The organism is Pseudomonas sp. NyZ480, from assembly GCF_029537255.1.
GTDB lineage: Bacteria > Pseudomonadota > Gammaproteobacteria > Pseudomonadales > Pseudomonadaceae > Aquipseudomonas > Aquipseudomonas taiwanensis.
Genome location: NZ_CP120626.1, coordinates 1,953,238 through 1,971,345 on the forward strand (window position 1 = coordinate 1,953,238; position 18,108 = coordinate 1,971,345).

The 18,108-nt window shown below is 61.3% G+C and carries 21 protein-coding genes; 8 read left to right on the plus strand and 13 right to left on the minus strand.

The genetic code is table 11. The features are described 5' to 3' along the window. Nucleotides 1-231: 231 nt before the first annotated feature. The 4 genes from P3R38_RS08810 (at nucleotide 232) to P3R38_RS08825 (ending at nucleotide 2,067) form a co-directional block, all read left to right on the plus strand. The gene (locus tag P3R38_RS08810) at nucleotides 232-636 is read left to right on the plus strand and encodes a TraR/DksA C4-type zinc finger protein (RefSeq protein WP_023379760.1); all 405 of its coding nucleotides are present in this window, start codon (nucleotides 232-234) and stop codon (nucleotides 634-636) included. Between the two features lie 180 nt (nucleotides 637-816). Continuing rightward, a complete protein-coding gene (locus tag P3R38_RS08815; protein ID WP_023379761.1) occupies nucleotides 817-1,011 on the plus strand; it encodes a hypothetical protein in 195 nt (64 codons plus the stop codon). A gap of 376 nt (nucleotides 1,012-1,387) precedes the next feature. Next, the gene (locus P3R38_RS08820; RefSeq protein WP_023379762.1) at nucleotides 1,388-1,858 is read left to right on the plus strand and encodes a hypothetical protein; all 471 of its coding nucleotides are present in this window, start codon (nucleotides 1,388-1,390) and stop codon (nucleotides 1,856-1,858) included. After that, a complete protein-coding gene (locus P3R38_RS08825; protein ID WP_023379763.1) occupies nucleotides 1,855-2,067 on the plus strand; it encodes a hypothetical protein in 213 nt (70 codons plus the stop codon). Before P3R38_RS08820 ends, P3R38_RS08825 begins: the two co-directional genes overlap by 4 nt. Before the next feature lie 12 nt (nucleotides 2,068-2,079). Here the strand turns inward: P3R38_RS08825 and P3R38_RS08830 are convergent, their stop codons facing one another. The 7 genes from P3R38_RS08830 to P3R38_RS08860 all read right to left on the minus strand — a co-directional run bounded on the left by P3R38_RS08830 (nucleotide 2,080) and on the right by P3R38_RS08860 (nucleotide 9,238). Continuing rightward, nucleotides 2,080-2,445, minus strand: a complete 366-nt coding sequence (locus P3R38_RS08830; RefSeq protein ID WP_023379764.1) for a Na+/H+ antiporter subunit G — start codon at nucleotides 2,443-2,445, stop codon at nucleotides 2,080-2,082. After that, the gene (locus P3R38_RS08835) at nucleotides 2,442-2,720 is read right to left on the minus strand and encodes a K+/H+ antiporter subunit F (RefSeq protein WP_023379765.1); all 279 of its coding nucleotides are present in this window, start codon (nucleotides 2,718-2,720) and stop codon (nucleotides 2,442-2,444) included. Before P3R38_RS08835 ends, P3R38_RS08830 begins: the two co-directional genes overlap by 4 nt. Beyond that, nucleotides 2,717-3,205 (minus strand): Na+/H+ antiporter subunit E, encoded by a 489-nt coding sequence (locus P3R38_RS08840; RefSeq protein ID WP_023379766.1) that lies wholly within the window; start codon nucleotides 3,203-3,205, stop codon nucleotides 2,717-2,719. The genes P3R38_RS08835 and P3R38_RS08840 overlap by 4 nt, the downstream gene beginning before the upstream one ends. Then, nucleotides 3,202-4,881 carry a monovalent cation/H+ antiporter subunit D gene (locus P3R38_RS08845; protein ID WP_023379767.1) on the minus strand — a complete coding sequence of 560 codons (1,680 nt, stop codon included), beginning with the start codon at nucleotides 4,879-4,881 and terminating at the stop codon, nucleotides 3,202-3,204. The genes P3R38_RS08840 and P3R38_RS08845 overlap by 4 nt, the downstream gene beginning before the upstream one ends. Continuing rightward, nucleotides 4,878-5,222 carry a Na+/H+ antiporter subunit C gene (locus tag P3R38_RS08850; protein ID WP_023379768.1) on the minus strand — a complete coding sequence of 115 codons (345 nt, stop codon included), beginning with the start codon at nucleotides 5,220-5,222 and terminating at the stop codon, nucleotides 4,878-4,880. Before P3R38_RS08850 ends, P3R38_RS08845 begins: the two co-directional genes overlap by 4 nt. Then, complete coding sequence (locus tag P3R38_RS08855; protein WP_027907624.1) at nucleotides 5,222-8,137, minus strand: monovalent cation/H+ antiporter subunit A; 2,916 nt, start codon at nucleotides 8,135-8,137, stop codon at nucleotides 5,222-5,224. Before P3R38_RS08855 ends, P3R38_RS08850 begins: the two co-directional genes overlap by 1 nt. A gap of 150 nt (nucleotides 8,138-8,287) precedes the next feature. Then, nucleotides 8,288-9,238: a DMT family transporter gene (locus tag P3R38_RS08860; protein ID WP_023379770.1), complete on the minus strand. Its 951-nt coding sequence runs from the start codon at nucleotides 9,236-9,238 to the stop codon at nucleotides 8,288-8,290. Between the two features lie 83 nt (nucleotides 9,239-9,321). On the opposite strand from P3R38_RS08860, the gene P3R38_RS08865 reads away from it, so the two are divergent. After that, the gene (locus P3R38_RS08865) at nucleotides 9,322-9,885 is read left to right on the plus strand and encodes an XRE family transcriptional regulator (protein WP_023379771.1); all 564 of its coding nucleotides are present in this window, start codon (nucleotides 9,322-9,324) and stop codon (nucleotides 9,883-9,885) included. Nucleotides 9,886-9,904: 19 nt separating this feature from the next. Here the strand turns inward: P3R38_RS08865 and P3R38_RS08870 are convergent, their stop codons facing one another. Beyond that, nucleotides 9,905-10,453, minus strand: coding sequence for a cysteine hydrolase family protein (locus tag P3R38_RS08870; protein WP_104882678.1), 549 nt, complete (start codon nucleotides 10,451-10,453; stop codon nucleotides 9,905-9,907). 82 nt (nucleotides 10,454-10,535) lie between these two features. Here P3R38_RS08870 and P3R38_RS08875 point away from each other — a divergent pair, with 82 nt between their 5' ends. Further along, nucleotides 10,536-11,516 (plus strand): helix-turn-helix domain-containing protein, encoded by a 981-nt coding sequence (locus P3R38_RS08875; RefSeq protein WP_023379773.1) that lies wholly within the window; start codon nucleotides 10,536-10,538, stop codon nucleotides 11,514-11,516. On the opposite strand, the gene soxR is transcribed toward P3R38_RS08875, so the two are convergent. Beyond that, a complete protein-coding gene (gene soxR / locus P3R38_RS08880) occupies nucleotides 11,517-11,969 on the minus strand; it encodes a redox-sensitive transcriptional activator SoxR (protein WP_027907622.1) in 453 nt (150 codons plus the stop codon). 87 nt (nucleotides 11,970-12,056) lie between these two features. On the opposite strand from soxR, the gene P3R38_RS08885 reads away from it, so the two are divergent. Then, nucleotides 12,057-12,437: a hypothetical protein gene (locus P3R38_RS08885; protein ID WP_027907621.1), complete on the plus strand. Its 381-nt coding sequence runs from the start codon at nucleotides 12,057-12,059 to the stop codon at nucleotides 12,435-12,437. Here the strand turns inward: P3R38_RS08885 and P3R38_RS08890 are convergent. Next, nucleotides 12,416-13,186: an alpha/beta hydrolase gene (locus tag P3R38_RS08890; RefSeq protein WP_104881958.1), complete on the minus strand. Its 771-nt coding sequence runs from the start codon at nucleotides 13,184-13,186 to the stop codon at nucleotides 12,416-12,418. The genes P3R38_RS08885 and P3R38_RS08890 overlap by 22 nt on opposite strands. Next, nucleotides 13,170-14,279: a DUF3182 family protein gene (locus P3R38_RS08895; protein WP_186599154.1), complete on the minus strand. Its 1,110-nt coding sequence runs from the start codon at nucleotides 14,277-14,279 to the stop codon at nucleotides 13,170-13,172. Before P3R38_RS08895 ends, P3R38_RS08890 begins: the two co-directional genes overlap by 17 nt. Before the next feature lie 224 nt (nucleotides 14,280-14,503). Between P3R38_RS08895 and P3R38_RS08900 the strand changes: the two genes are divergently transcribed. Next, entirely contained in the window at nucleotides 14,504-16,312 is a 1,809-nt protein-coding gene (locus P3R38_RS08900; protein ID WP_277687006.1) for an aminopeptidase P family protein, read from the plus strand. A gap of 49 nt (nucleotides 16,313-16,361) precedes the next feature. Here P3R38_RS08900 and P3R38_RS08905 read toward each other — a convergent pair whose 3' ends face one another. Continuing rightward, nucleotides 16,362-16,643 (minus strand): hypothetical protein, encoded by a 282-nt coding sequence (locus P3R38_RS08905; protein ID WP_023379779.1) that lies wholly within the window; start codon nucleotides 16,641-16,643, stop codon nucleotides 16,362-16,364. Between the two features lie 189 nt (nucleotides 16,644-16,832). Then, nucleotides 16,833-17,720 carry a threonine/homoserine exporter RhtA gene (gene rhtA, locus P3R38_RS08910; protein WP_023379780.1) on the minus strand — a complete coding sequence of 296 codons (888 nt, stop codon included), beginning with the start codon at nucleotides 17,718-17,720 and terminating at the stop codon, nucleotides 16,833-16,835. Nucleotides 17,721-18,108: the final 388 nt, after the last annotated feature.

Consider the following 18,108-nt stretch of genomic DNA (forward strand, 5'->3'; position numbering starts at 1 on the left):
CCCACGACCGGCAAAGGTCGTGGGTCGGCCCTGCCTGGATCTGCCGATGGGCGGAATCCAGGCCATTTCGGTCAAATTCCCTTGTGATTGCAGTTGCTCCGGGCGACGTGGCGCCTTAGACTGCCGCCCCCTGTAAAAGAGTGCCGGTTGGCGCTTGAAGAATTCCGCTGCCCGCGCCAAGGCGCTGGCGGCACCCGAATCGCCCAATGCACATTTTTCATAGAGAAATCGATGACCAAGGAACAGTTGCTGGCCATGTCGGCCGATGACTACATGAACGCTGAACAGCTGGCATTCTTCACTGCCTTGCTGCAGGCGATGAAAGTCGAAACCCATGAACGCATCGAGCTGAGCCGCGCCACCATCGAAAGCCTGGATACCCCTTCGGATCCAGCCGATGTGGCCTCGGTCGAAGAAGAGCGCCACTGGCTGGTCAATGCCATCGAGCGTGACCAGCGCCTGCTGCCGCAGCTGGAAATGGCCCTGGGCCGTATCGCTGACGAAAGCTTCGGCTGGTGCGACGACAGCGGTGAGCCTATCGGCTTGCAGCGCCTGCTGATCAGTCCGACCACCAAATACTGCATCGAAGCTCAAGAGCGTCACGAGCAGCTCGACCGTCACCAGCGCCAGATCTGAGTCGACGCGTCTGACCAAGCCCCACGGAGCGATCCCTGGGGCTTTTTGCGTGACTGTCGTTTGCGACAGATTTGTTGCCATCGGCGCAATACAGCTGTGCTGAAGCGCGCTTTTTCCGGCACCTTGGCAGGCGTATCATGGGCTCATCGTTAGGTTGCTAATTAAATTCCGGAGGGAATGATGAATAGCCGAGTCGATGTAGCCGTGATGATTGGCTCTGGCGTACCTGCAATGTTGCAGGCGCAGGGGCGGCGGGTGTGCTGGGTGGTACTGGTCAACGGCGAACGCCGGGGCACTGCCTTCGCCAGCCGTGCCGAAGCGGTCGAGTGCCAGGTGGCATGGTTACAGCAATTGGATAAGGGGCGAGCCGCCTAAGTAGGATATTGCGCCCAGCGGCGTAAGAAAAAACCTCTTTTTCTCTCGACGGATTTTGGTGTTTTCGTGCATATTTCCGCCTACGTAATGCACCGATAGATTCCAGCGCCCATTCTGCCGAGGGGCCTGTCGCAATCTGTCGCATCTTTTCTGGCATTTTTGCTGTCAGACTTTACGCTTCCCCGAGGGGAATATGCCGAAAGCCTGCACTTAGGCCAGATCTGGCAAGTCAGAGTAACGATTCCTGCATGCAGCAGCGTCTGCAGGCACAGACATCTCGTGTATTGCGTTATTAATCTTTGTCTATCGACATGAATTGGCCGCGCCTCTTGCACGAAGAGTGAGTGCGGATGTAAACGGTTTGAGGATCACTTCATTGGCAGTCAGTACTCTTGATACCCACGCTCTGTTTGCCTTGGGCGACTTGCGCGCAAGGCTCGTCAAACTGTTTCAGGGGCGTTTTGTCTATGTCACCGAGCAAAGCCCCGAAGGTTTGTACATGGCTGAAATCGACACCGACAGTGCGTTGGTCGTCGACGACAAGCAACGTTTGGAGTTGAAGGTGGGTGACCACTTCCGGGCTGCGGTATTGCCCAGTCGCGAAGGCGGCAAGCTGGAGATGCGCTTTCGTGACATCAAGCTCAATGTCTATGGCGTAGGTGACTATGCGTTCGTTTCCGTCCCTGAAGGTGAAGGCATCGTGTTTCGCGAAGGCCACGGCGTGATGCTGGTGTTCGCCGCCCAGCAACAAGTTCAGGAAGGGCTGGGCAAATTGCTCAAGGCCGTGACCGGCAAGGTTGCGAAATGGCGTAAGGGTGAGTTGACCACCTTCAAGGCCAGTGAATGAGTGAAAGCGCCGTTACGCCCCAGAGCCGGGCCGAGTTTCATCTGCGGTATCAGGCGCAAGCCACCGCGCAGGCCGAGCATCTGTTGGCACAGAGGGAGCGGATGCAGGGTGCCTGGTTGGCCTGGGTAGCGGGCCAGCTCTATCAGCTGAGCCCAGCACCCTATGCCGCGATGGTGCGGCGTGAATTGCAGCGTCTGAGCGAGGGGTAGAAAGGCGGCTGCTCAGTGGTCGTGATTTTTGTGGCTGCTGATTTCCTCAGGCACCGCTTCCTTCGACATCCGTTTGCGAAACAGCGCGGCCCTGGCCAGCAGCAGTGTGGTTACCGGTACCGTGATCGACAGCAGGATCGGAATCAGCCAGGCGTGCAGTACCGGGCCCTCCTTGAGCCACGAGAAATAAAGGATCGAGGCCAGAGAGACGCACCAGGCGCCGATAGTGGAAGCCAGTGCCGGTGGGTGCATACGCTGAAAATAGTCCTTCAGGCGCAACAAGCCCAAGGCTCCCACCAGGGCGAACAGGCTGCTGGTCAGCAGCAGTGCGGCGGTGACAAGCTCAAGCCACAGAGGCAAGTCCAGGGTGTCCGTCATTCGATCACCTCGCCGCGCAGCAGGAACTTGGCCAGGGCAAACGAGCCGACGAAGCCGAACAACGCGATCAGCAAGGCGCCCTCGAAGTAAGTATCGCTGGCATAGCGAATGCCGAGCACCAGCATCATCAGCATCGCCAGGATGTACAGGTAGTCCAGCGCCAGGACCCGGTCCTGGGCGGACGGGCCACGAAACAGCCGGATCAGCGCCAGGGCCATGGCCAACGCAAAGATGAACAGGCTGGCGAGGACTGCATTGGCAAGCAGGCCTGTCATTCGAATATCTCCATCAACGGGCGTTCGTAGGTGTGCTTGAAGTGTTCGATGAAGGCGTGTTCGTCTTCAAGGTCGAACACATGCAGCAATAACACACTGCGGTCCAGGGCCAGTTCTGACCAGACGGTGCCAGGCACGACCGTGGTGATCATCGACAACGCCGCCAGGCCATGGGCATCACGCAGATCCAGCGGAATGTGCACGAATGCCGAGCGGGGTGGTCGCTTGCCTGCGCGCAACACGCCGCGTGCGACCAACAGGTTGGACACGATCACATCGATACCTACCCGGAAGATCAGCCTGGCGATGACCAGCGGCCGTCGCACATGGGCATGCTGAGGCCGCAGAGGGGCCATGAGCAAAGGCGCCAGCATGCCGAGGGCTGCGCCAAGCAGCAGGTTGCCGGCGCTCACCGATAAGTTGAGCAGCAGCCACAGCACGAACAGCGACAGGGACAGCAGCGGGGCAGGGAATAGTCGGCTCATGGTTGCACCTGCCCGTCGAGCGTGGTGGGGCCCGGTATCGGGCGTGCGGCCATCACGGCTTCTATGTACGCATCGGGTGCTTGCAAGCTGGCAGCGGTGTCCTGGGTATAGCGCAGCACAGGCTCGGCCCTGAAGCTCAGGATGATGCACAGGCCAAGCAGGATGACGATCGGCAGGTATTCGAAGCGGCGCAGTACCGGTGAAGGACGTTCCTCGGGCTTCCAGAAGCGCTGGATACCGACGCGGCAGAAGGCGATCAGAGAAGCCATGCCAGACAGCACCAGCAGTGCCACCAGCCCCCAGCCCGCCGCGCTCAGCGGTTGTTCGCTCGGAGTGCCAAGCCCTTGTGGATTGAACAGGGCGCTGATCAGGTTGAGTTTGCCAATGAAGCCCGATAGCGGCGGCATGCCAATGATCAGCAGTGCGCAAGCGATGAAGCTAAGGCCCAGGAAGGCCATGGTCCATGGGATGATCTGGCCGATCACGGCCTTTTGTTCATCGTCGAGGTTGATGCCTTTTGGAGGGTGCAGCGACTCCAGCGGCGGCGGAATGGCATCTTCCTCTTCATCCAGGGGCAGTTCGTTGGCCGAGCGCGAACGCTCGACCAGTTCTGCAAGCAGGAACAGTGCGCATAGGGCCAAGGTCGAGCTGACCAAGTAAAACAGCGCAGCGCCGATCAGGGCCGGCTGGGCGAAACCGATCGCGCCCAGCAGCGTACCAGCGGAGACCAGGATGCTCAGGGCAGCCAGCCGCTCCAGGCGTTGCGCAGCAAGAATCGACACTGCCGCCACCGCTAGCGTCACCAGGCCACCATAGACCAGCCACTGGCCACCGAAGTGCGCCGAGGCCCCGGCCTGGCCGGAGAACAGCAAGGTCCAAAGGCGCAGCACCGCGTACAGCCCGACCTTGGTCATGATGGCGAACAGCGCCGCCACCGGAGCACTGGCTGAGGCATAGGCGGGTACCAGCCAGAAATTCAGTGGCCAGATGCCGGCCTTGACCAGAAACGCCATGGCCAGAATCGCGGCGCCAGCATGCAGCAGGCCACGGTCGGCTTCGGGCACCAGCGGTATCTTCAGGGCCAGATCGGCCATGTTCAGTGTGCCGGTTACGCCATAGAGCATCGCCGCGCCCACCAGGAACAACGACGAAGCGAACAGGTTGATGGCGATGTAGTGCAGGCCAGCCCTGACCCGTGCCCGGCCCGAGCCGTGCAACAACAGACCGTAGGAAGCTGCCAGCAGCACCTCGAAGAATACGAACAGGTTGAACAGGTCGGCGGTCAGGAACGCCCCGTACAGGCCCATCAGTTGGATCTGGAACAGCGCATGGAAGCTGGCGCCGGCACTGTCCCAACGGGCACGGGCGAACATCAGGGCGCTCACAGCAATGACCCCGGTCAGGGTCAGCAACAGGGCAGACAGGTGGTCGACAACCAGCACGATGCCGAACGGTGCCGACCAGTTTCCAGGCAGGTAGACACCAATGGACTCCGCCTGACCTTGGGTGCGCACCCACAGCAACAGGTAGATGGCGATGGCCAGGCCGCTGATGCTGGACAGCAGGTTCAGGCGGGCCTTGAGCTGGCGATGTTTCTCGCCCAGCAACAGCATCACTGCTGCCGTGAGCAATGGCAGCAGGATGGGCGCGACGATCAGTTGGCTCGCTCCAGTCATTCTTCACGCTCCCGGCCATCGACATGGTCGGTGCCGGTCAGGCCACGGGAGGCCAGCAGCACCACCAGGAACAGCGCGGTCATGGCGAAACTGATGACGATGGCAGTGAGTACCAAGGCCTGGGGGAGTGGGTCGGTGTAGTGCAGAAGGTCCTGGGTGACGCCGTCCTTGATGATTGGCTCCTTGCCGATGAACAGGCTACCCATGCTGAAAATGAACAGGTTTACGCCGTAGGACAGCAGGCACAGGCCCATGATCACCTGATAGGTGCGAGGACGCAGGATCAGCCACACTCCAGAGGCGGCCAACACACCGATGGCGATTGCAATGACTTCTTCCATCAGGCGGCTCCTGCTTGGCTGGATTTCGACGGGTTGGCCGGGCGGTAGGCGCGGACCGATTGGTGCGCCAGGGCGGTGAGGATCAACAAGGTCGAACCAACCACGACGGTGTACACGCCGACATCGAAGAACAAGGCGCTGGCCACGTGCACGTCACCCAGCACGGGCAGGTGCAGGTGAGCGGTATGGGTGGTCAGGAAAGGGTAACCCAGCAACATTGCGCCGACCCCGGTCAGGGTGGCGCAGAGCAGGCCGGTACCCATCCAGCGCAGCGGGCGCAGGCTCATCTGGGCTTCGACCCACTGGGTCCCGGCAACCATGTACTGGAGGATGAACGCCACAGACATCACCAGACCGGCGACAAAACCGCCGCCTGGCTGGTTGTGGCCACGCATGAACAGGTACATCGACACCAGCAGGGCGATCGGCAGCAACAAGCGCACCAATACGGCTGGCACCATCATGAAGCCCAGTGCGGTATCGGCGGCATGACGCGGGTTGATCAGGTCGGTGACCACGTCTGGTGCCAGCAACCGTTGTTGTGCAGGCAGCTGCATGCTTTCCTTGGGCGGGCGGAAGCGGCGCAGCAGGGCGAACACGGTCAGGGCCACGGCGACCAGCACGGTGATTTCCCCCAGGGTATCGAAGCCGCGGAAGTCGACCAGCATCACGTTGACCACATTGGTCCCGCCGCCCTGTGGCAGGGCGCGGCTGAGGTAGAACGATGAAATGTCGTTGGGGGTCGGCCGGGTCAGCATGGCATATGACAACGCCGCCATGCCCGCGCCGACCAGCACCGCCAGCAGCAGGTCGCGCAGACGCCGCAGACGCGCACGCTCCTGGCTGCCGGGCAGCGGCGAGACGCCCTCGATACGGCGCGGCAGCCAGCGCAGGCCGAGCAGTATCAGCACGGTGGTGACCACTTCGACCACCAGCTGGGTCAGTGCCAGGTCCGGTGCCGAGAACCAGACGAATGTTATGCAGGTCATCAGACCGCAGACGCTGACCATGATCAACGCCGCCAACCGGTGGTATTTGGCCTGGTAGGCGGCCCCGATGGCGCAGGCGATGGCGATCAGCCACAGGGCGACGAACACGCCAGAACCCGGGATCTTCGGACGGTCACCCCAGCTCAGGCCGCTGTAAAGCATTGGCGTGAGCCCGGCCAGGAAGGCTGCCAGCACCAGCATGAACAGTTGCGCCTGCAGGCGGCGGGACGTCAACAGCCGTTCGATGCGCCGCGCCAGCAGCATCAGTCGCACCTGGCCGTGTTCGAACAAGCGTTTGCCGTTGAACCGTTCGATCAGTGGTGGGTAAGGGAAACGACCGCGACGCAATTGGTTGCGCAGCAGCAGGTACAACACGATGCCCCCGCTCATGGCGATCAGGCTCATGATCAACGGGGCATTCCAGCCGTGCCAGATGGCCAGGCTGTACTCGGGCAAGGTTCCACCTACCACCGGCAGTGCAGCCGCCGCCAGCAATGGGCCGACCGACTGGGCTGGGAAAATGCCCACCACCAGGCAGGTGAGCACCAGCAGTTCCACGGGGGCACGCATCCAGCGCGGCGGTTCATGCGGGGTGTGCGGCAAGTCCTGCGCAGTTGGGCCGAAGAACACATCGACGGTGAAACGCAGGGCGTAGGCCACGCTGAAGGTGCCCGCCAGCGTGGCAATCACCGGTAATGCGGCTTCGACCCAGGCGGTAGAGGAGATGAACACCGTCTCGGCGAAGAACATCTCTTTGGACAGGAAACCGTTCATCAGCGGTACGCCGGCCATCGAGGCGCTGGCGACCATGGCCAGCGTGGCGGTGTAGGGGACCAGGCGGATCAGGCCGCTGAGGCGGCGAATGTCGCGGGTGCCGCTTTCATGGTCGATGATGCCGGCGGCCATGAACAATGACGCCTTGAAGGTGGCGTGGTTGAGAATGTGGAACACCGCCGCCACGGCAGCCAACGGGCTGTTAAGGCCCAGCAGCAGGGTAATGAGCCCGAGGTGGCTGATGGTCGAGTACGCCAGCAGGCCCTTGAGGTCGTTCTGGAACATCGCGGCGAAGGCGCCAAGCAGCAGGGTCAGCGCGCCGGCACCGCCGACGATCCAGAACCACTCTTCGCTGCCTGAGAGTACCGGCCACAGACGGGCCAGCAGGAACACCCCGGCCTTGACCATGGTTGCCGAGTGCAGGTATGCCGACACGGGCGTGGGCGCAGCCATGGCGTGGGGTAGCCAGAACTGGAAGGGGAACTGCGCACTCTTGCTCAGGGCGCCGATCAGGATCAGTGGCAGCAACACCGGGTAGAGCGCGTGCTGGCGAATGGTCTCGCCAGCGGCCAGCACCTTGTCCAGGTCATAGCTGCCGACCACATGGCCGAGCAGCAGCGCGCCGACCAACAGGCACAGCCCGCCGGCGCCGGTGACCATCAGCGCCATGTAGGCCCCCCGGCGAGCATCGGCGCGGTGGTGCCAGTAGCCGATCAGCAGGAACGAAAACAGGCTGGTCAGCTCCCAGAAGAACACCAGCTGGATGAGGTTGCCGGAAATCACCAAACCGAGCATGGCGCCCATGAATGCCAGGAAGAAGGCGAAGAAGCGCGGTACCGGGTCTTGTGGCGACATGTAGTACCGGGCGTACAGCGACACCAGGGTGCCGATGCCCAGCACCAGCAGCGAGAACAGCCAGGCAAAGCCATCCATGCGCAGCACCAGGTTCATGCCCAGGCTTGGCAGCCATAGCAGTTCTTCGCGAATTACCCCGCCATGGGCGACTTGCGGGTACAACAGTGCTACCTGGACGGTACCGACCAAGGCTACGAGCCCGGCAAGGATGGACTCGGCGTTACGTGCATTGTGCGGCAGCACGGCTGCCAGGCAACTGCCCACGAACGGCAGAAGCAATAGCACTATCAATGACATAGCGTTCTATTCTGGAGAGGTTTGCCAAGGATCATACGTGCCGAGCAGTTGATCACCAACACGCAAGCTGTCGCAGAATCGTACAAAACCGGTGTGACAAGCTGTTTTTTTATAACAGTTTTTTACAAAGCATAGTTGCTGTTACGCGCTTTACCGGCTGCCTTCACGTTCGTGCTGAAGGGTTTCATCCGAGGCGTGGTCGGCCGCGTCACCGCGGCGGACCTTCAACTCGCTGACGATCACGGCCAATACGATCAGAGCGCCGCCGATCAGCGCCACGCCCGGCAGACGTTCGCCAGCGATGCGCCCGACGATCCCGGCCCAGACCGGCTCGCCCGCGTAGATCAAGGTGGCGCGGGTCGGCGATACCGATTGCTGGGCCCAGTTCATGGCCACTTGAATGACCGCGCTCATCGCGCCCAGTCCCAAGGCGCTGGCCAGCAGCAACCCGGAAAAGTCGGGAATGCGCTCCTGGGTCGGAACGATCATCAGAAACGACAGCAACGAAGCGGTGGCCAACTGCACCACGGTCACCCGGCGCACATCGACCTGGCCGGCATAGCGGCTGATCAGGATGATCTCGCCAGCGATGGCCACGGCGCTGACCAAGGTGACCAGTTCCCCTTCACTGAAATGCAGGGCGCCGCCTTCCGGGCCGGCCAGCAGCATCAGGCCGACGAAGGCCAGGCAGATGCCGATGCTCGGCATCAGGCCAGGTCGACGCCCGAGCACCAGCCATTGCAGCAACGGGACGAAGGGTACGTAAAGTGCGGTGATGAATGCCGACTGGCTGCTGCTGATGGTTTGCAGACCCATGGTCTGCAGGCCGTAGCCGAGCATGATGGATACACCGATCAGCATGCCGGCCTTCAGCTCGGTGAAAGTCAGGCCCGACAGTGCGCGCGCCGATACCAGGCCGACGAACAGGGCGGCGGCGGCAAAACGCAGGCCGACGAAGAACATCGGGCCACTGACGGTCATCACGTTATGGACCAGCAGGAAGGTGCCACCCCAGAGCATGGTGATGAACACCAGGACCAGTTCGGCCTTGCTCAGGCGTAAAGATAACGACGTCTTTGGGGCGGTGTCTGGCTGGTTCATGGTCTTGCGCACTCGGAGGGGGCGGCGCACAATCGCCGCAAAGTGGGCAGTATACTGCGCAACCTCTTCCAGTGAGCAATATAGTGCACAAAGATTCCGCGCACCGTTCATCGGTGCTTCAACACGTGAGCCAAAACGTCCGTCGCTTGCGTAACGGCCTGGGGCTCAGCCAAAGTGCCCTGGCGGAGCGCTCCGGGGTTAGCAGGCGCATGCTCGTGGCGATAGAGGCCGGGGAAAAGAACGTCAGCCTGACCACCCTCGACTTGATCGCCGAGGCGCTGGGCGTGGCGTTCAGCACGTTGATCCAAGCGCCTGACCACCGCGACCCAAGCCGCATCGAAGAGCTGGCCTGGGCCGGTGAGCACCCGCAGAGCAAGGCCGTGCTGCTGGCCAGCAGTGCGGCCCGACGAGAGGTCGAGATCTGGGAGTGGACCCTCGCGCCGGGGGAGTGCTACGTCAGCGAAGCCGACGCAGAAGGGTGGAGCGAGCAGATCTACGTGGCTGAAGGGCAACTGACCCTGATCATCGAAGGGGCCGAGCACTGCTTGCAGGTCGGCCAGTTCCATGTGTTTCCCAGCAACTGTCGGTACGCCTACCGCAATGATGGAAACGTGCCCACGCGGTTCGTGCGTAATGTAGTGATCTGACCGTAGGTATGGTCCGGTTTCACTGCCCCAGCAAGTCGTCGGTCTTCAACACCTTGGCATAGGCGAATGCCAGTGCGGCCATGGCCGAGGCATGCACATCGACCGCTGGAACCTGCTTGCCATCGAACTCCAGTGGCAGCGTCGCGCAGGCATCGTGCGCCACCGTGACTGCGTAGCCATAGTCGGCGGCGGCACGAGTAGCGGCGTCGATGCACATGTGACTCATGCTGCCGACGATGGTCAGACTTTTTACACCGTGTTGATCCAGGGTGCGCTTGAGCGAGGTGTCGAGGAACGCGTTGACCTTGTGCTTGAGCACCTCTGGCTCACCGTCCAGGGGGGCGACTTTCTTGTGAAAGTGCGCACCGGTCGAGCCAGGGGTGAAGAACGGTGCATCAGCGCTTTCGAACTCGTGGCGAACATGCACCACCAGATCGCGTCGCGCACGGGCGGCGGCGAGCAGTCGTGCAGCGTTGTCGGCAGCGGCTTCGACACCGTCGAGGGGCCACTTGCCGCCGGGGAAGTAGTCGTTCTGGATATCGATGATGATCAGGGCGTGCTTGCTCATGTTGCCTCCTGTGGCAGTAGTCGTTGTCAGGCCATAGTTATAGGCTGTACGCACTGACCTGAGGATTGGCGCGAACGACACTATGGCGGCAAAAACTGACAACCCTGGCAGCCTGGAGATCGGCCTGCTGATCTATCCTGGCGCACAGCGTGCGGCGGTGCATGGCCTCGATGACCTGTTCACCGTTGCCAACCGTGTGGCGGCCGAGTTGGGGGCTGACGACCTGCCACGCGTGCGTGTCAGCCATTGGCAGTTGGACGAGACCGGGCAATTGCGCTGTATTGCCGATGAGCCGGGGCGCGAGGGGCATGGGCTGCGGGTGCTGATCATTCCGCCGAGTCTGGAGTCGATGCCAGTGCCTGAGGTACTGGAGCGTCACCGCTTGCCACTGTGTCACTGGCATGACCGGGGTACGGTATTGGCGTCGGTGTGCATCGGGGTGTTCTTCATTGCCGCCAGCGGGCTGCTCGACGGGCGTGCGGCCAGTACCCACTGGAACTACGCGCATACCTTGGCCCAGCGTTTCCCCAAGGTGCGTGTGGAGGCCAATCAGCCGCTGCTGGACGACGGCGACATCATGACGTCAGCCGGCTTGATGGCCTGGACTGAGCTGGGGCTGCGTCTGCTTGAGCGTTATCTTGGCGCCTCGGTGGCGTGCGAGACGGCACGCTACCTGTCGGTCGAGCCGGTTTCCACGCCAATGCCGGGGGCGCTGTTCAGCCCGAGCCTGGATCATGGTGACGAAGCTGTGCTCAGGGTTCAGCACTGGCTCCAGGCCGGAGCAGCCCACGACGCCGACCTGGCAAGCATGGCCGCCTGCGCCGGGCTTGAGGCGCGCACGTTTCTGCGGCGGTTTCGTGCCGCCACGGGGCTCAGGCCGACCGAATATTGCCAGCAAGTGAGAGTTGGGCAGGCCTGCCGGATGCTGGAATTCACCCGGCGTACGGTTGAGCAGATTGCCTGGGGCGTGGGCTACCAGGATCCGGGCGCCTTTCGTAAGGTGTTTCAGCGAGTCACTGGCCTGACGCCCAGCGAGTACCGGCGAAGATTCGTGTTGCCTTGATCAGGGCAGATGCGGCCCTGGGCCTTCTTCTGCCAGATGATCCTGACGGTTGCGCAAGGGGCAATCCTTCAACGACATGCAGCCGCAGCCGATGCAGCCATCGAGCTGGTCGCGCAACCTGATCATTTCGTCGATCCGCCGATTCAAGTCCTGGCGCCAGCGTGCGGAGAGGTGCCGCCAGTCCTCGGCGGTGGGGGTGTGGTCGCTGGGCAGCTCGGCAAGGGCCTCGGCAATTTCGGCTAAAGGTATGCCCAGGCGCTGGGCCATCTTGATCACCGCGACTCGACGCAACATCGCCCTCAAGTAGCGGCGCTGGTTCCCGGCGTTGCGGGTGCTCTGGATCAGCCCTTTGGTCTCGTAGAAGTGCAGGGCCGTCACCGCGACACCGCTGCGTGCCGCCAGTTGGCCAACACTGAGCAGCTTGTCAGCGGCGATAGGGGGCTTGCTTGGCATGCTAAAAAAGCTCTTGACCTTGAGTTAACTGGAGGTTTTACCCTGCCGAACATCTTGTAGCAAGTGCCCTCGACAAGGAGACTGCTGATGACAGCCACACCGCAAACCCTGTGGTTCACTCAGATGATCGAATACCAAGTGCCCGCCTCGCATCAGGCAGCGTTGGCCCAGGCGCTGGTCGTGCGCAGCGAAGAGTTGGCTGTGCGTTGCAAAGACTTGCAAGGGGTCAGCATCCAGACCAGCGACGATGGCAGTCGGGTGCTGCAGTGTCTGCAATGGCAGTCCCGCCAAGCCTGGGCAGCGGCTGCAGAGTGCTTTGCCGAGGAGCCGTTCTTCGACCTGTTGAGCCTACACCGGGCCCGGGGGGTCAACTTTGCCGCGTACCAGGCATTGTGCAGCCTGGTACGCGACGCCGATGGAGACCTGCACTGCCAGATCGGTGAGGGTCAGGCATACCACGGGGCATAATGCGGGTAGCGGTCGAGGCGTGCACCGATCACCATTTCGCTGATCCACGCCGTCAGGATCGAGCTGTAGGCTTTTTGGTTCTCCTCGCTGGAAAGCGCGTGATCGGCTCCATCGACAATGCGGTGGGTGAGCGAGTGAGCGCTGACGAACGCTGAGCGATAACTCATCATCGTCGTATGAGGGACATAGTCATCCTGCTCTGATTCGACCAGTAACACGTCGCCGCGAAACGCTGCACAGGCCGCCAGGGCGCGGTTGTCGTCCGGGCCAAGCGGGCGCTGGCGGTAGGCGTTGAGGCGCTGGCGGTCGAGGGTTTGCTTGGGGCTATGCCAATCCTCGTCCCAGTACATTGCCGGTACGCGCAAGGCCAACCATTTTACGGGCCGCTGCAAGGTCAGCAGGGTTGCCAGGTAGCCTCCGTAGCTGCTTCCGATGATGGCGATAGCGTTACTATCGACGGCCGGGTGGCCGGCCAGGCGGTCGTAGGCCACCAGTAGGTCTTGGAGGTTCTGCTCGCGCGTGACGGTCAGGCGTTGGCTAGCGGTCTTTTCGTGGCCACGCAGGTCGAAGGTCATGCACACGCAGCCAAGTCCCGTAATCTGCCTGGCGCGGGCCAGGTCTCGTTGCTGGCTACCGCCCCAGCCGTGGACGAACAGAATGCCTGGCATCTTGTTGCCGGGGCTGACAAGAGTGCCGGCTATGCTGTCGCCCTCGACCTGCAGATCAACGGATTCACTCTGAATACTCATAGTGGCGAATCCGTGCGAATTTGCTGAGTTGTCCGAGTTCACTGTCGTTTCCTTGGTAGAAGAGGGTGGCGTCAGTGGGTAGTTCAAGTTGCCCGAAAACTTCGTGGGTCGAGGCGCAGACCTGCTGCAGTGCCGGGTCGTCGGCGAAAGCCTGCAGTGCCAGGAGTTCTGCACTGCTGGCGCCGCCGACGCGCCACGATTGCTCGAGCACGCCGCTGCGCAGGCGGCCTTGGCCATTGCTCCCGCGTGCGATGTCATAGTTGCGCCGCGATGCGATGAAACCGGGAAAGTGCTGCTCTGCGGCTTCCTCGTAAATCATGGCCTGGCGGATCGCCAGGCGCACATGGTCTTCCAGGGGCAGTTGCAGCAAGGCGTGGTAATCACCACGTACCACGACCAGTTCTGAGCCGCCGTAGACCTCTTCCCCTTGGTGATCACGGGTCAACTGCTGGGTACCGTGATAGCTGCAGGTGTGGCCTGCGACCTGTACCTGGCCGACACTGAAGGTCTGTATGTCGCTCAGGTCTTCCTCAAGCACCAGACCCCAAAGTGCCAGATCCTTGTCGTCCATGCTGGCCAATAGCGGTTCCAGTCCATCCAGTTCGCTGATGGCTTTCTGGCCACGCCCGGCGCGCGACAGGACGGGTTTGATCCGCACTGGCCCGTCGCGCAGCAACAACTGGGCTGCGCGGCGGGCATCGGACTTGCTGAATACGGTGTAGCCGCACAGCAGCGCATCGCTGGCTTGTCGGGCAAAGTCGTCGGTCCAGCCGGGCGGGAAGCTGGCATTTGCCGGCAGTGGATGGGAGATTGCCTTCGTCGCCATGTAGGGATGGCTGACCAAACCGCCAAACAGGTCACGCGCGCTGTGAATGCCCAGCGCCGTGTACCGTTGCGGGTCGATCAGCGTTTCGGTAGGCAGGTAGTAGCACTGCTCGTGTTGCGACGGTGGCAGGTCGGACAGGACCGTCTCGCACCCCAGCAGTTGGGCCAGGCCCTGGGCCAGTTTCAGATGCACGCTGTGTTCGTGTTCCGGGGTGTGCTCGCGGGTGTCGAGCAGTACCACGGCGGTTTTCTCGGTGACACGTGCCATGTGCTTCCGCCTGAGCGCGATGAATATAGAGTTTGTGAAGCTGTGGCTTGCGGTAAGTTCAGCCGGAACTGATCGGTGGTCCCGCTCGATCGTAGGAAGTGTCTCGTTCCTACAGGGCGTCATGGGCATTGCATGCCGTGAGTCGACGCCACGATTGCGACACCGTGGCTGCTGTTCCATTATCCTCATCCTGGAATAACCAAGATGTGTCCGCAGGAGTGCGCATGAACGTTCAGACCACGATTGAGCAAAGTGTGCCGGAGCGCCTGGCGCGCGTGCGCGAAGTCATGGCGCGGGAGGGTGTCGATGCCCTGCTGGTGCCTTCGGCCGACCCCCATTTGTCCGAGTACTTGCCCGGTTATTGGCAGGGGCGCCGTTGGCTGTCGGGTTTTGACGGCTCGGTGGGCACCTTGGTGGTGACTGCAGGCTTTGCAGGGGTATGGGTCGACAGCCGTTATTGGGAGCAGGCCGAGAAAGAGCTGGCCGGAAGCGGCATCGAACTGATGAAGCTGATGCCGGGCAAGCCTGGGGCGCTGGAATGGTTGGGAGAACATGTTCCGTTCGATGGCACGGTGGCCGTGGATGGGGCGGTCATGGCTCTGGCTTCGTCGCGACAGCTTCAAGATCGGCTAAAAGCCCGCGAAGCGCGGCTTGTCACTGACAAGGATCTGCTGGAAGAGGTCTGGGAGGGGCGCCCGCAACTGCCCTTCAACCCGGTCTATCAGCACCTGCCTCCTTATGCCACGGTCAGCCGGGCCGAGAAACTTGCCCAGTTGCGTGGTGCCTTGCAGGAGAAGGGAGCAGACTGGCATTTCATCGCGACCTTGGATGACATTGCCTGGCTGTTCAACTTGCGCGGAAGCGATGTTTCATACAACCCGGTCTTCGTTGCCTTTGCACTTATCGGCAAGGACCAGGCAATTCTGTTCGTGGAGGTCAGCAAGCTCGATGAGCATTTGCGTCATGTGCTTGAAGTGGATGGCATCGAAGTACGTGATTACAGCGCGGTCCACGAGGCATTGAAGCGACTGCCACACGGCAGCCGGCTGCTGGTCGATCCGGCGCGCGTGACCTGCGGCCTGTTGAATAACCTGGACGCAGGGGTGCAACTGATCGAAGGTTTGAACCCGACGACGCTTAGCAAATCGCGCAAGAGCGATGAGGAACTGCGGCATATTCGGCAGGTCATGGAGCAGGATGGAGCGGCCTTGTGCGAATTCTTCGCCTGGTTCGAGGCGCAGCAGGGCCAAGAGGTGATAACCGAGCTGACTGTCGATGAGAAATTGAGCGCTGCGCGTCGACGTCGTCCAGGCTTCGTTTCGCTGAGTTTCTCGACCATTGCCGCCTTCAATGGTAACGGTGCCATGCCGCATTACCGCGCGACCGAAGCGTCCCATGCGGTCATCGAGGGCGATGGCCTGCTGTTGATAGACTCCGGAGGGCAGTACCTTGGCGGCACCACCGACATCACCCGGATGGTTCCTGTGGGTACCCCGAGTCTTGAACAGAAAAAGGACTGCACGCGTGTGCTCAAGGGGATGATCGCGCTGTCCCGCGCCACCTTTCCACGGGGCATCCTGTCGCCGCTGCTTGATGCCATTGCGCGTGCACCGATCTGGGCTGACCAGGTCGACTATGGCCATGGTACCGGGCATGGCGTGGGCTACTTCATGAACGTGCATGAAGGTCCGCAGGTGATTGCCTACCAAGCGGCGGCGGCTCCGCAGACTGCGATGCAGGCAGGGATGATCAGTTCGATCGAGCCAGGCACCTACCGGCCGGGTGCTTGGGGGGTGCGAATCGAGAATTTGGTGGCAACCCGTGAGGCGGGCAAGAGTGTGTTCGGCGACTTCCTGTCTTTCGAGACCTTGACGTTGTGCCCGATCGACACACGTTGCCTTGTCCCGGAGTCGCTAACCGAGGAGGAACGCGAATGGTTGAATGGCTATCACCTAATCGTTCGTGAGCGCCTCGCGCCGCTGTTGCAGGGTGACGCACTGACTTGGCTGGAGGCGCGAACAACTCCGTTGTGACGTGAGCCTCTGCACGACCGAAAAAGGGCAGCACTTGGGCTGCCCTTCCTTATTTACAGATGACGATCATGCTGCGGCTGGTATAGCCGGCGGGATTGATGCCGAACAGGTAATCCCCGGGTTCTTCATCGGTATCCCCGGACCGCGCGATGACTTTGTAGCCTCGCTTGCTGCACGAGTTTGCGGCCTTGCTGTAGCAGTTGTCCCATGAAGAGGAGAGCCCCGAGCAGTTGATATGCAGGCCCTTCTTCCCTCTCTTGACCTCAGTCTTGGCTGTGGCGGCACATCCAGCAATAGCGAAGATGGCCAGGATGACCAAAATACGTTTCATTCCTGTCCTTACTGTGCAGGGCTTGTCAGGTGTCGCCCTGTCGTAATTGCGTCAATTCTTCCTGAAATGTCCCCAGCGTCCGTGTTCGGCTCAGTAGATAGCGTAAACATGATGATTCTGTGACAGCTTAATCAGCACGGCGGGCGCCCACAATGGTTAATCCTGTCTCAAATGAAAATATTTCTCATATCAGTCGGCGGCGACAGGAGGATTCGCTTCCCTGCGCATCGACAGTGTGGCACCCACCGAAGCGGTAATGATCGCCGCGATGGCCAGCCACTGAGTGAATGTCAGGACCTCGCCCAGGAACACCAGCCCTGACATCGCGGCGACCGCAGGCTCGATGCTCATCAAGGTGCCAAAGGTGCGCGCTGGCATTTTCGTGAGTGCGATCATTTCCAGGCTATAGGGCAGGGCGGTCGACAGGATGGCGACACCCAGGGCTAGCGGGATCACGGCAGGTGTCAGCAGGGCGCTGCCGGCGTGGACGATACCGATAGGCGCCACGAAGATGGCGGCGACCACTACACCCAGCGCAGCCCCTTGGATACCGTGCTCGGCGCCGGCACGTTGGCCGAACAGAATATAGAGCGCCCAGCACACGCCAGCTCCCAGAGCGTAGGCGGCACCCACAAGGTCCAGCGACTGGCCGCCATGGCCGGCAGGGATCAGTAGCACTAACCCTAGAGTGGCCAGGCCAACCCACAGGAAGTCGATGGCTCGACGTGAGCCGAACAGCGCCACGGCCAGGGGGCCGGTGAATTCCAGTGCTACGGCGATGCCCAGAGGGACGGTTTGCAGGGACATATAGAAGAGGAAGTTCATGCCACCCAGCGCCATGCCATAGATGATCACATTGCGCAGCGTGGTGGCGGTAATGCGTGCTCGCCAGGGGCGCAGGATGAGCAGCATGATCACGGACGCAAAAACCAGCCGCAGTGTGGTAGTGCCTTGTGCGCCGATGATCGGAAACATGCTCTTGGCAAGCGAGGCGCCAGATTGAATCGATGCCATGGCAATAAGCAGCAGGCCTATCGGGAAAAGGGTGGCGGCCAGACTGCGGGATTGGGTGTTCATTGCTGTGTTGCGATCCTGGGAGAGGGGTGATGTGCACTATAGTGCGCAATTGATCGGTCGGGCCGCAAGCATTGCTTCTATATGAGGGGGGGTGTGGGTTTCTGCGACAGGGGGGGTTGACGGGCCTTCGAATCCCCTTATAATGCGCACCTCTTCCGACGTGGTCGAAAAAGAAACGCTTTGTTAATCAAAGAGTTAAATTTTCAGGTAGTATCGGAAGGGCTTCGATCTCGAAGTCGGTGGCGGTTGGCAAGAAGGTTGACAGCGTTTTAAAACGCTGTATTATTCGCCTCCCGCTACGAGAGATCGCAGCGAGTCAAGTGTTTGAAGCTAAACGAGTTTCTCGCAAAAAACTTCAAAATAAACGCTTGACAGCAAATGAGGAAAG

Excerpts from the sequence above, each read along its gene's own strand:
- soxR (WP_027907622.1), bottom strand. The coding sequence starts at position 11,969 with ATGCCAAGCAAGCCCCCTATCGCCGCTGACAAGCTGCTCAGTGTTGGC.
- P3R38_RS08860 (WP_023379770.1), bottom strand. The coding sequence starts at position 9,238 with ATGAACCAGCCAGACACCGCCCCAAAGACGTCGTTATCTTTACGCCTG.
- P3R38_RS08855 (WP_027907624.1), bottom strand. The coding sequence starts at position 8,137 with ATGTCATTGATAGTGCTATTGCTTCTGCCGTTCGTGGGCAGTTGCCTG.
- P3R38_RS08900 (WP_277687006.1), top strand. The coding sequence starts at position 14,504 with ATGAACGTTCAGACCACGATTGAGCAAAGTGTGCCGGAGCGCCTGGCG.
- P3R38_RS08890 (WP_104881958.1), bottom strand. The coding sequence starts at position 13,186 with ATGAGTATTCAGAGTGAATCCGTTGATCTGCAGGTCGAGGGCGACAGC.
- P3R38_RS08840 (WP_023379766.1), bottom strand. The coding sequence starts at position 3,205 with ATGAGCCGACTATTCCCTGCCCCGCTGCTGTCCCTGTCGCTGTTCGTG.
- P3R38_RS08845 (WP_023379767.1), bottom strand. The coding sequence starts at position 4,881 with ATGACTGGAGCGAGCCAACTGATCGTCGCGCCCATCCTGCTGCCATTG.
- P3R38_RS08875 (WP_023379773.1), top strand. The coding sequence starts at position 10,536 with ATGGCGGCAAAAACTGACAACCCTGGCAGCCTGGAGATCGGCCTGCTG.
- P3R38_RS08870 (WP_104882678.1), bottom strand. The coding sequence starts at position 10,453 with ATGAGCAAGCACGCCCTGATCATCATCGATATCCAGAACGACTACTTC.
- P3R38_RS08835 (WP_023379765.1), bottom strand. The coding sequence starts at position 2,720 with ATGACAGGCCTGCTTGCCAATGCAGTCCTCGCCAGCCTGTTCATCTTT.
- rhtA (WP_023379780.1), bottom strand. The coding sequence starts at position 17,720 with ATGAACACCCAATCCCGCAGTCTGGCCGCCACCCTTTTCCCGATAGGC.
- P3R38_RS08895 (WP_186599154.1), bottom strand. The coding sequence starts at position 14,279 with ATGGCACGTGTCACCGAGAAAACCGCCGTGGTACTGCTCGACACCCGC.
- P3R38_RS08850 (WP_023379768.1), bottom strand. The coding sequence starts at position 5,222 with ATGGAAGAAGTCATTGCAATCGCCATCGGTGTGTTGGCCGCCTCTGGA.
- P3R38_RS08905 (WP_023379779.1), bottom strand. The coding sequence starts at position 16,643 with ATGAAACGTATTTTGGTCATCCTGGCCATCTTCGCTATTGCTGGATGT.
- P3R38_RS08815 (WP_023379761.1), top strand. The coding sequence starts at position 817 with ATGAATAGCCGAGTCGATGTAGCCGTGATGATTGGCTCTGGCGTACCT.
- P3R38_RS08825 (WP_023379763.1), top strand. The coding sequence starts at position 1,855 with ATGAGTGAAAGCGCCGTTACGCCCCAGAGCCGGGCCGAGTTTCATCTG.
- P3R38_RS08830 (WP_023379764.1), bottom strand. The coding sequence starts at position 2,445 with ATGACGGACACCCTGGACTTGCCTCTGTGGCTTGAGCTTGTCACCGCC.
- P3R38_RS08885 (WP_027907621.1), top strand. The coding sequence starts at position 12,057 with ATGACAGCCACACCGCAAACCCTGTGGTTCACTCAGATGATCGAATAC.
- P3R38_RS08810 (WP_023379760.1), top strand. The coding sequence starts at position 232 with ATGACCAAGGAACAGTTGCTGGCCATGTCGGCCGATGACTACATGAAC.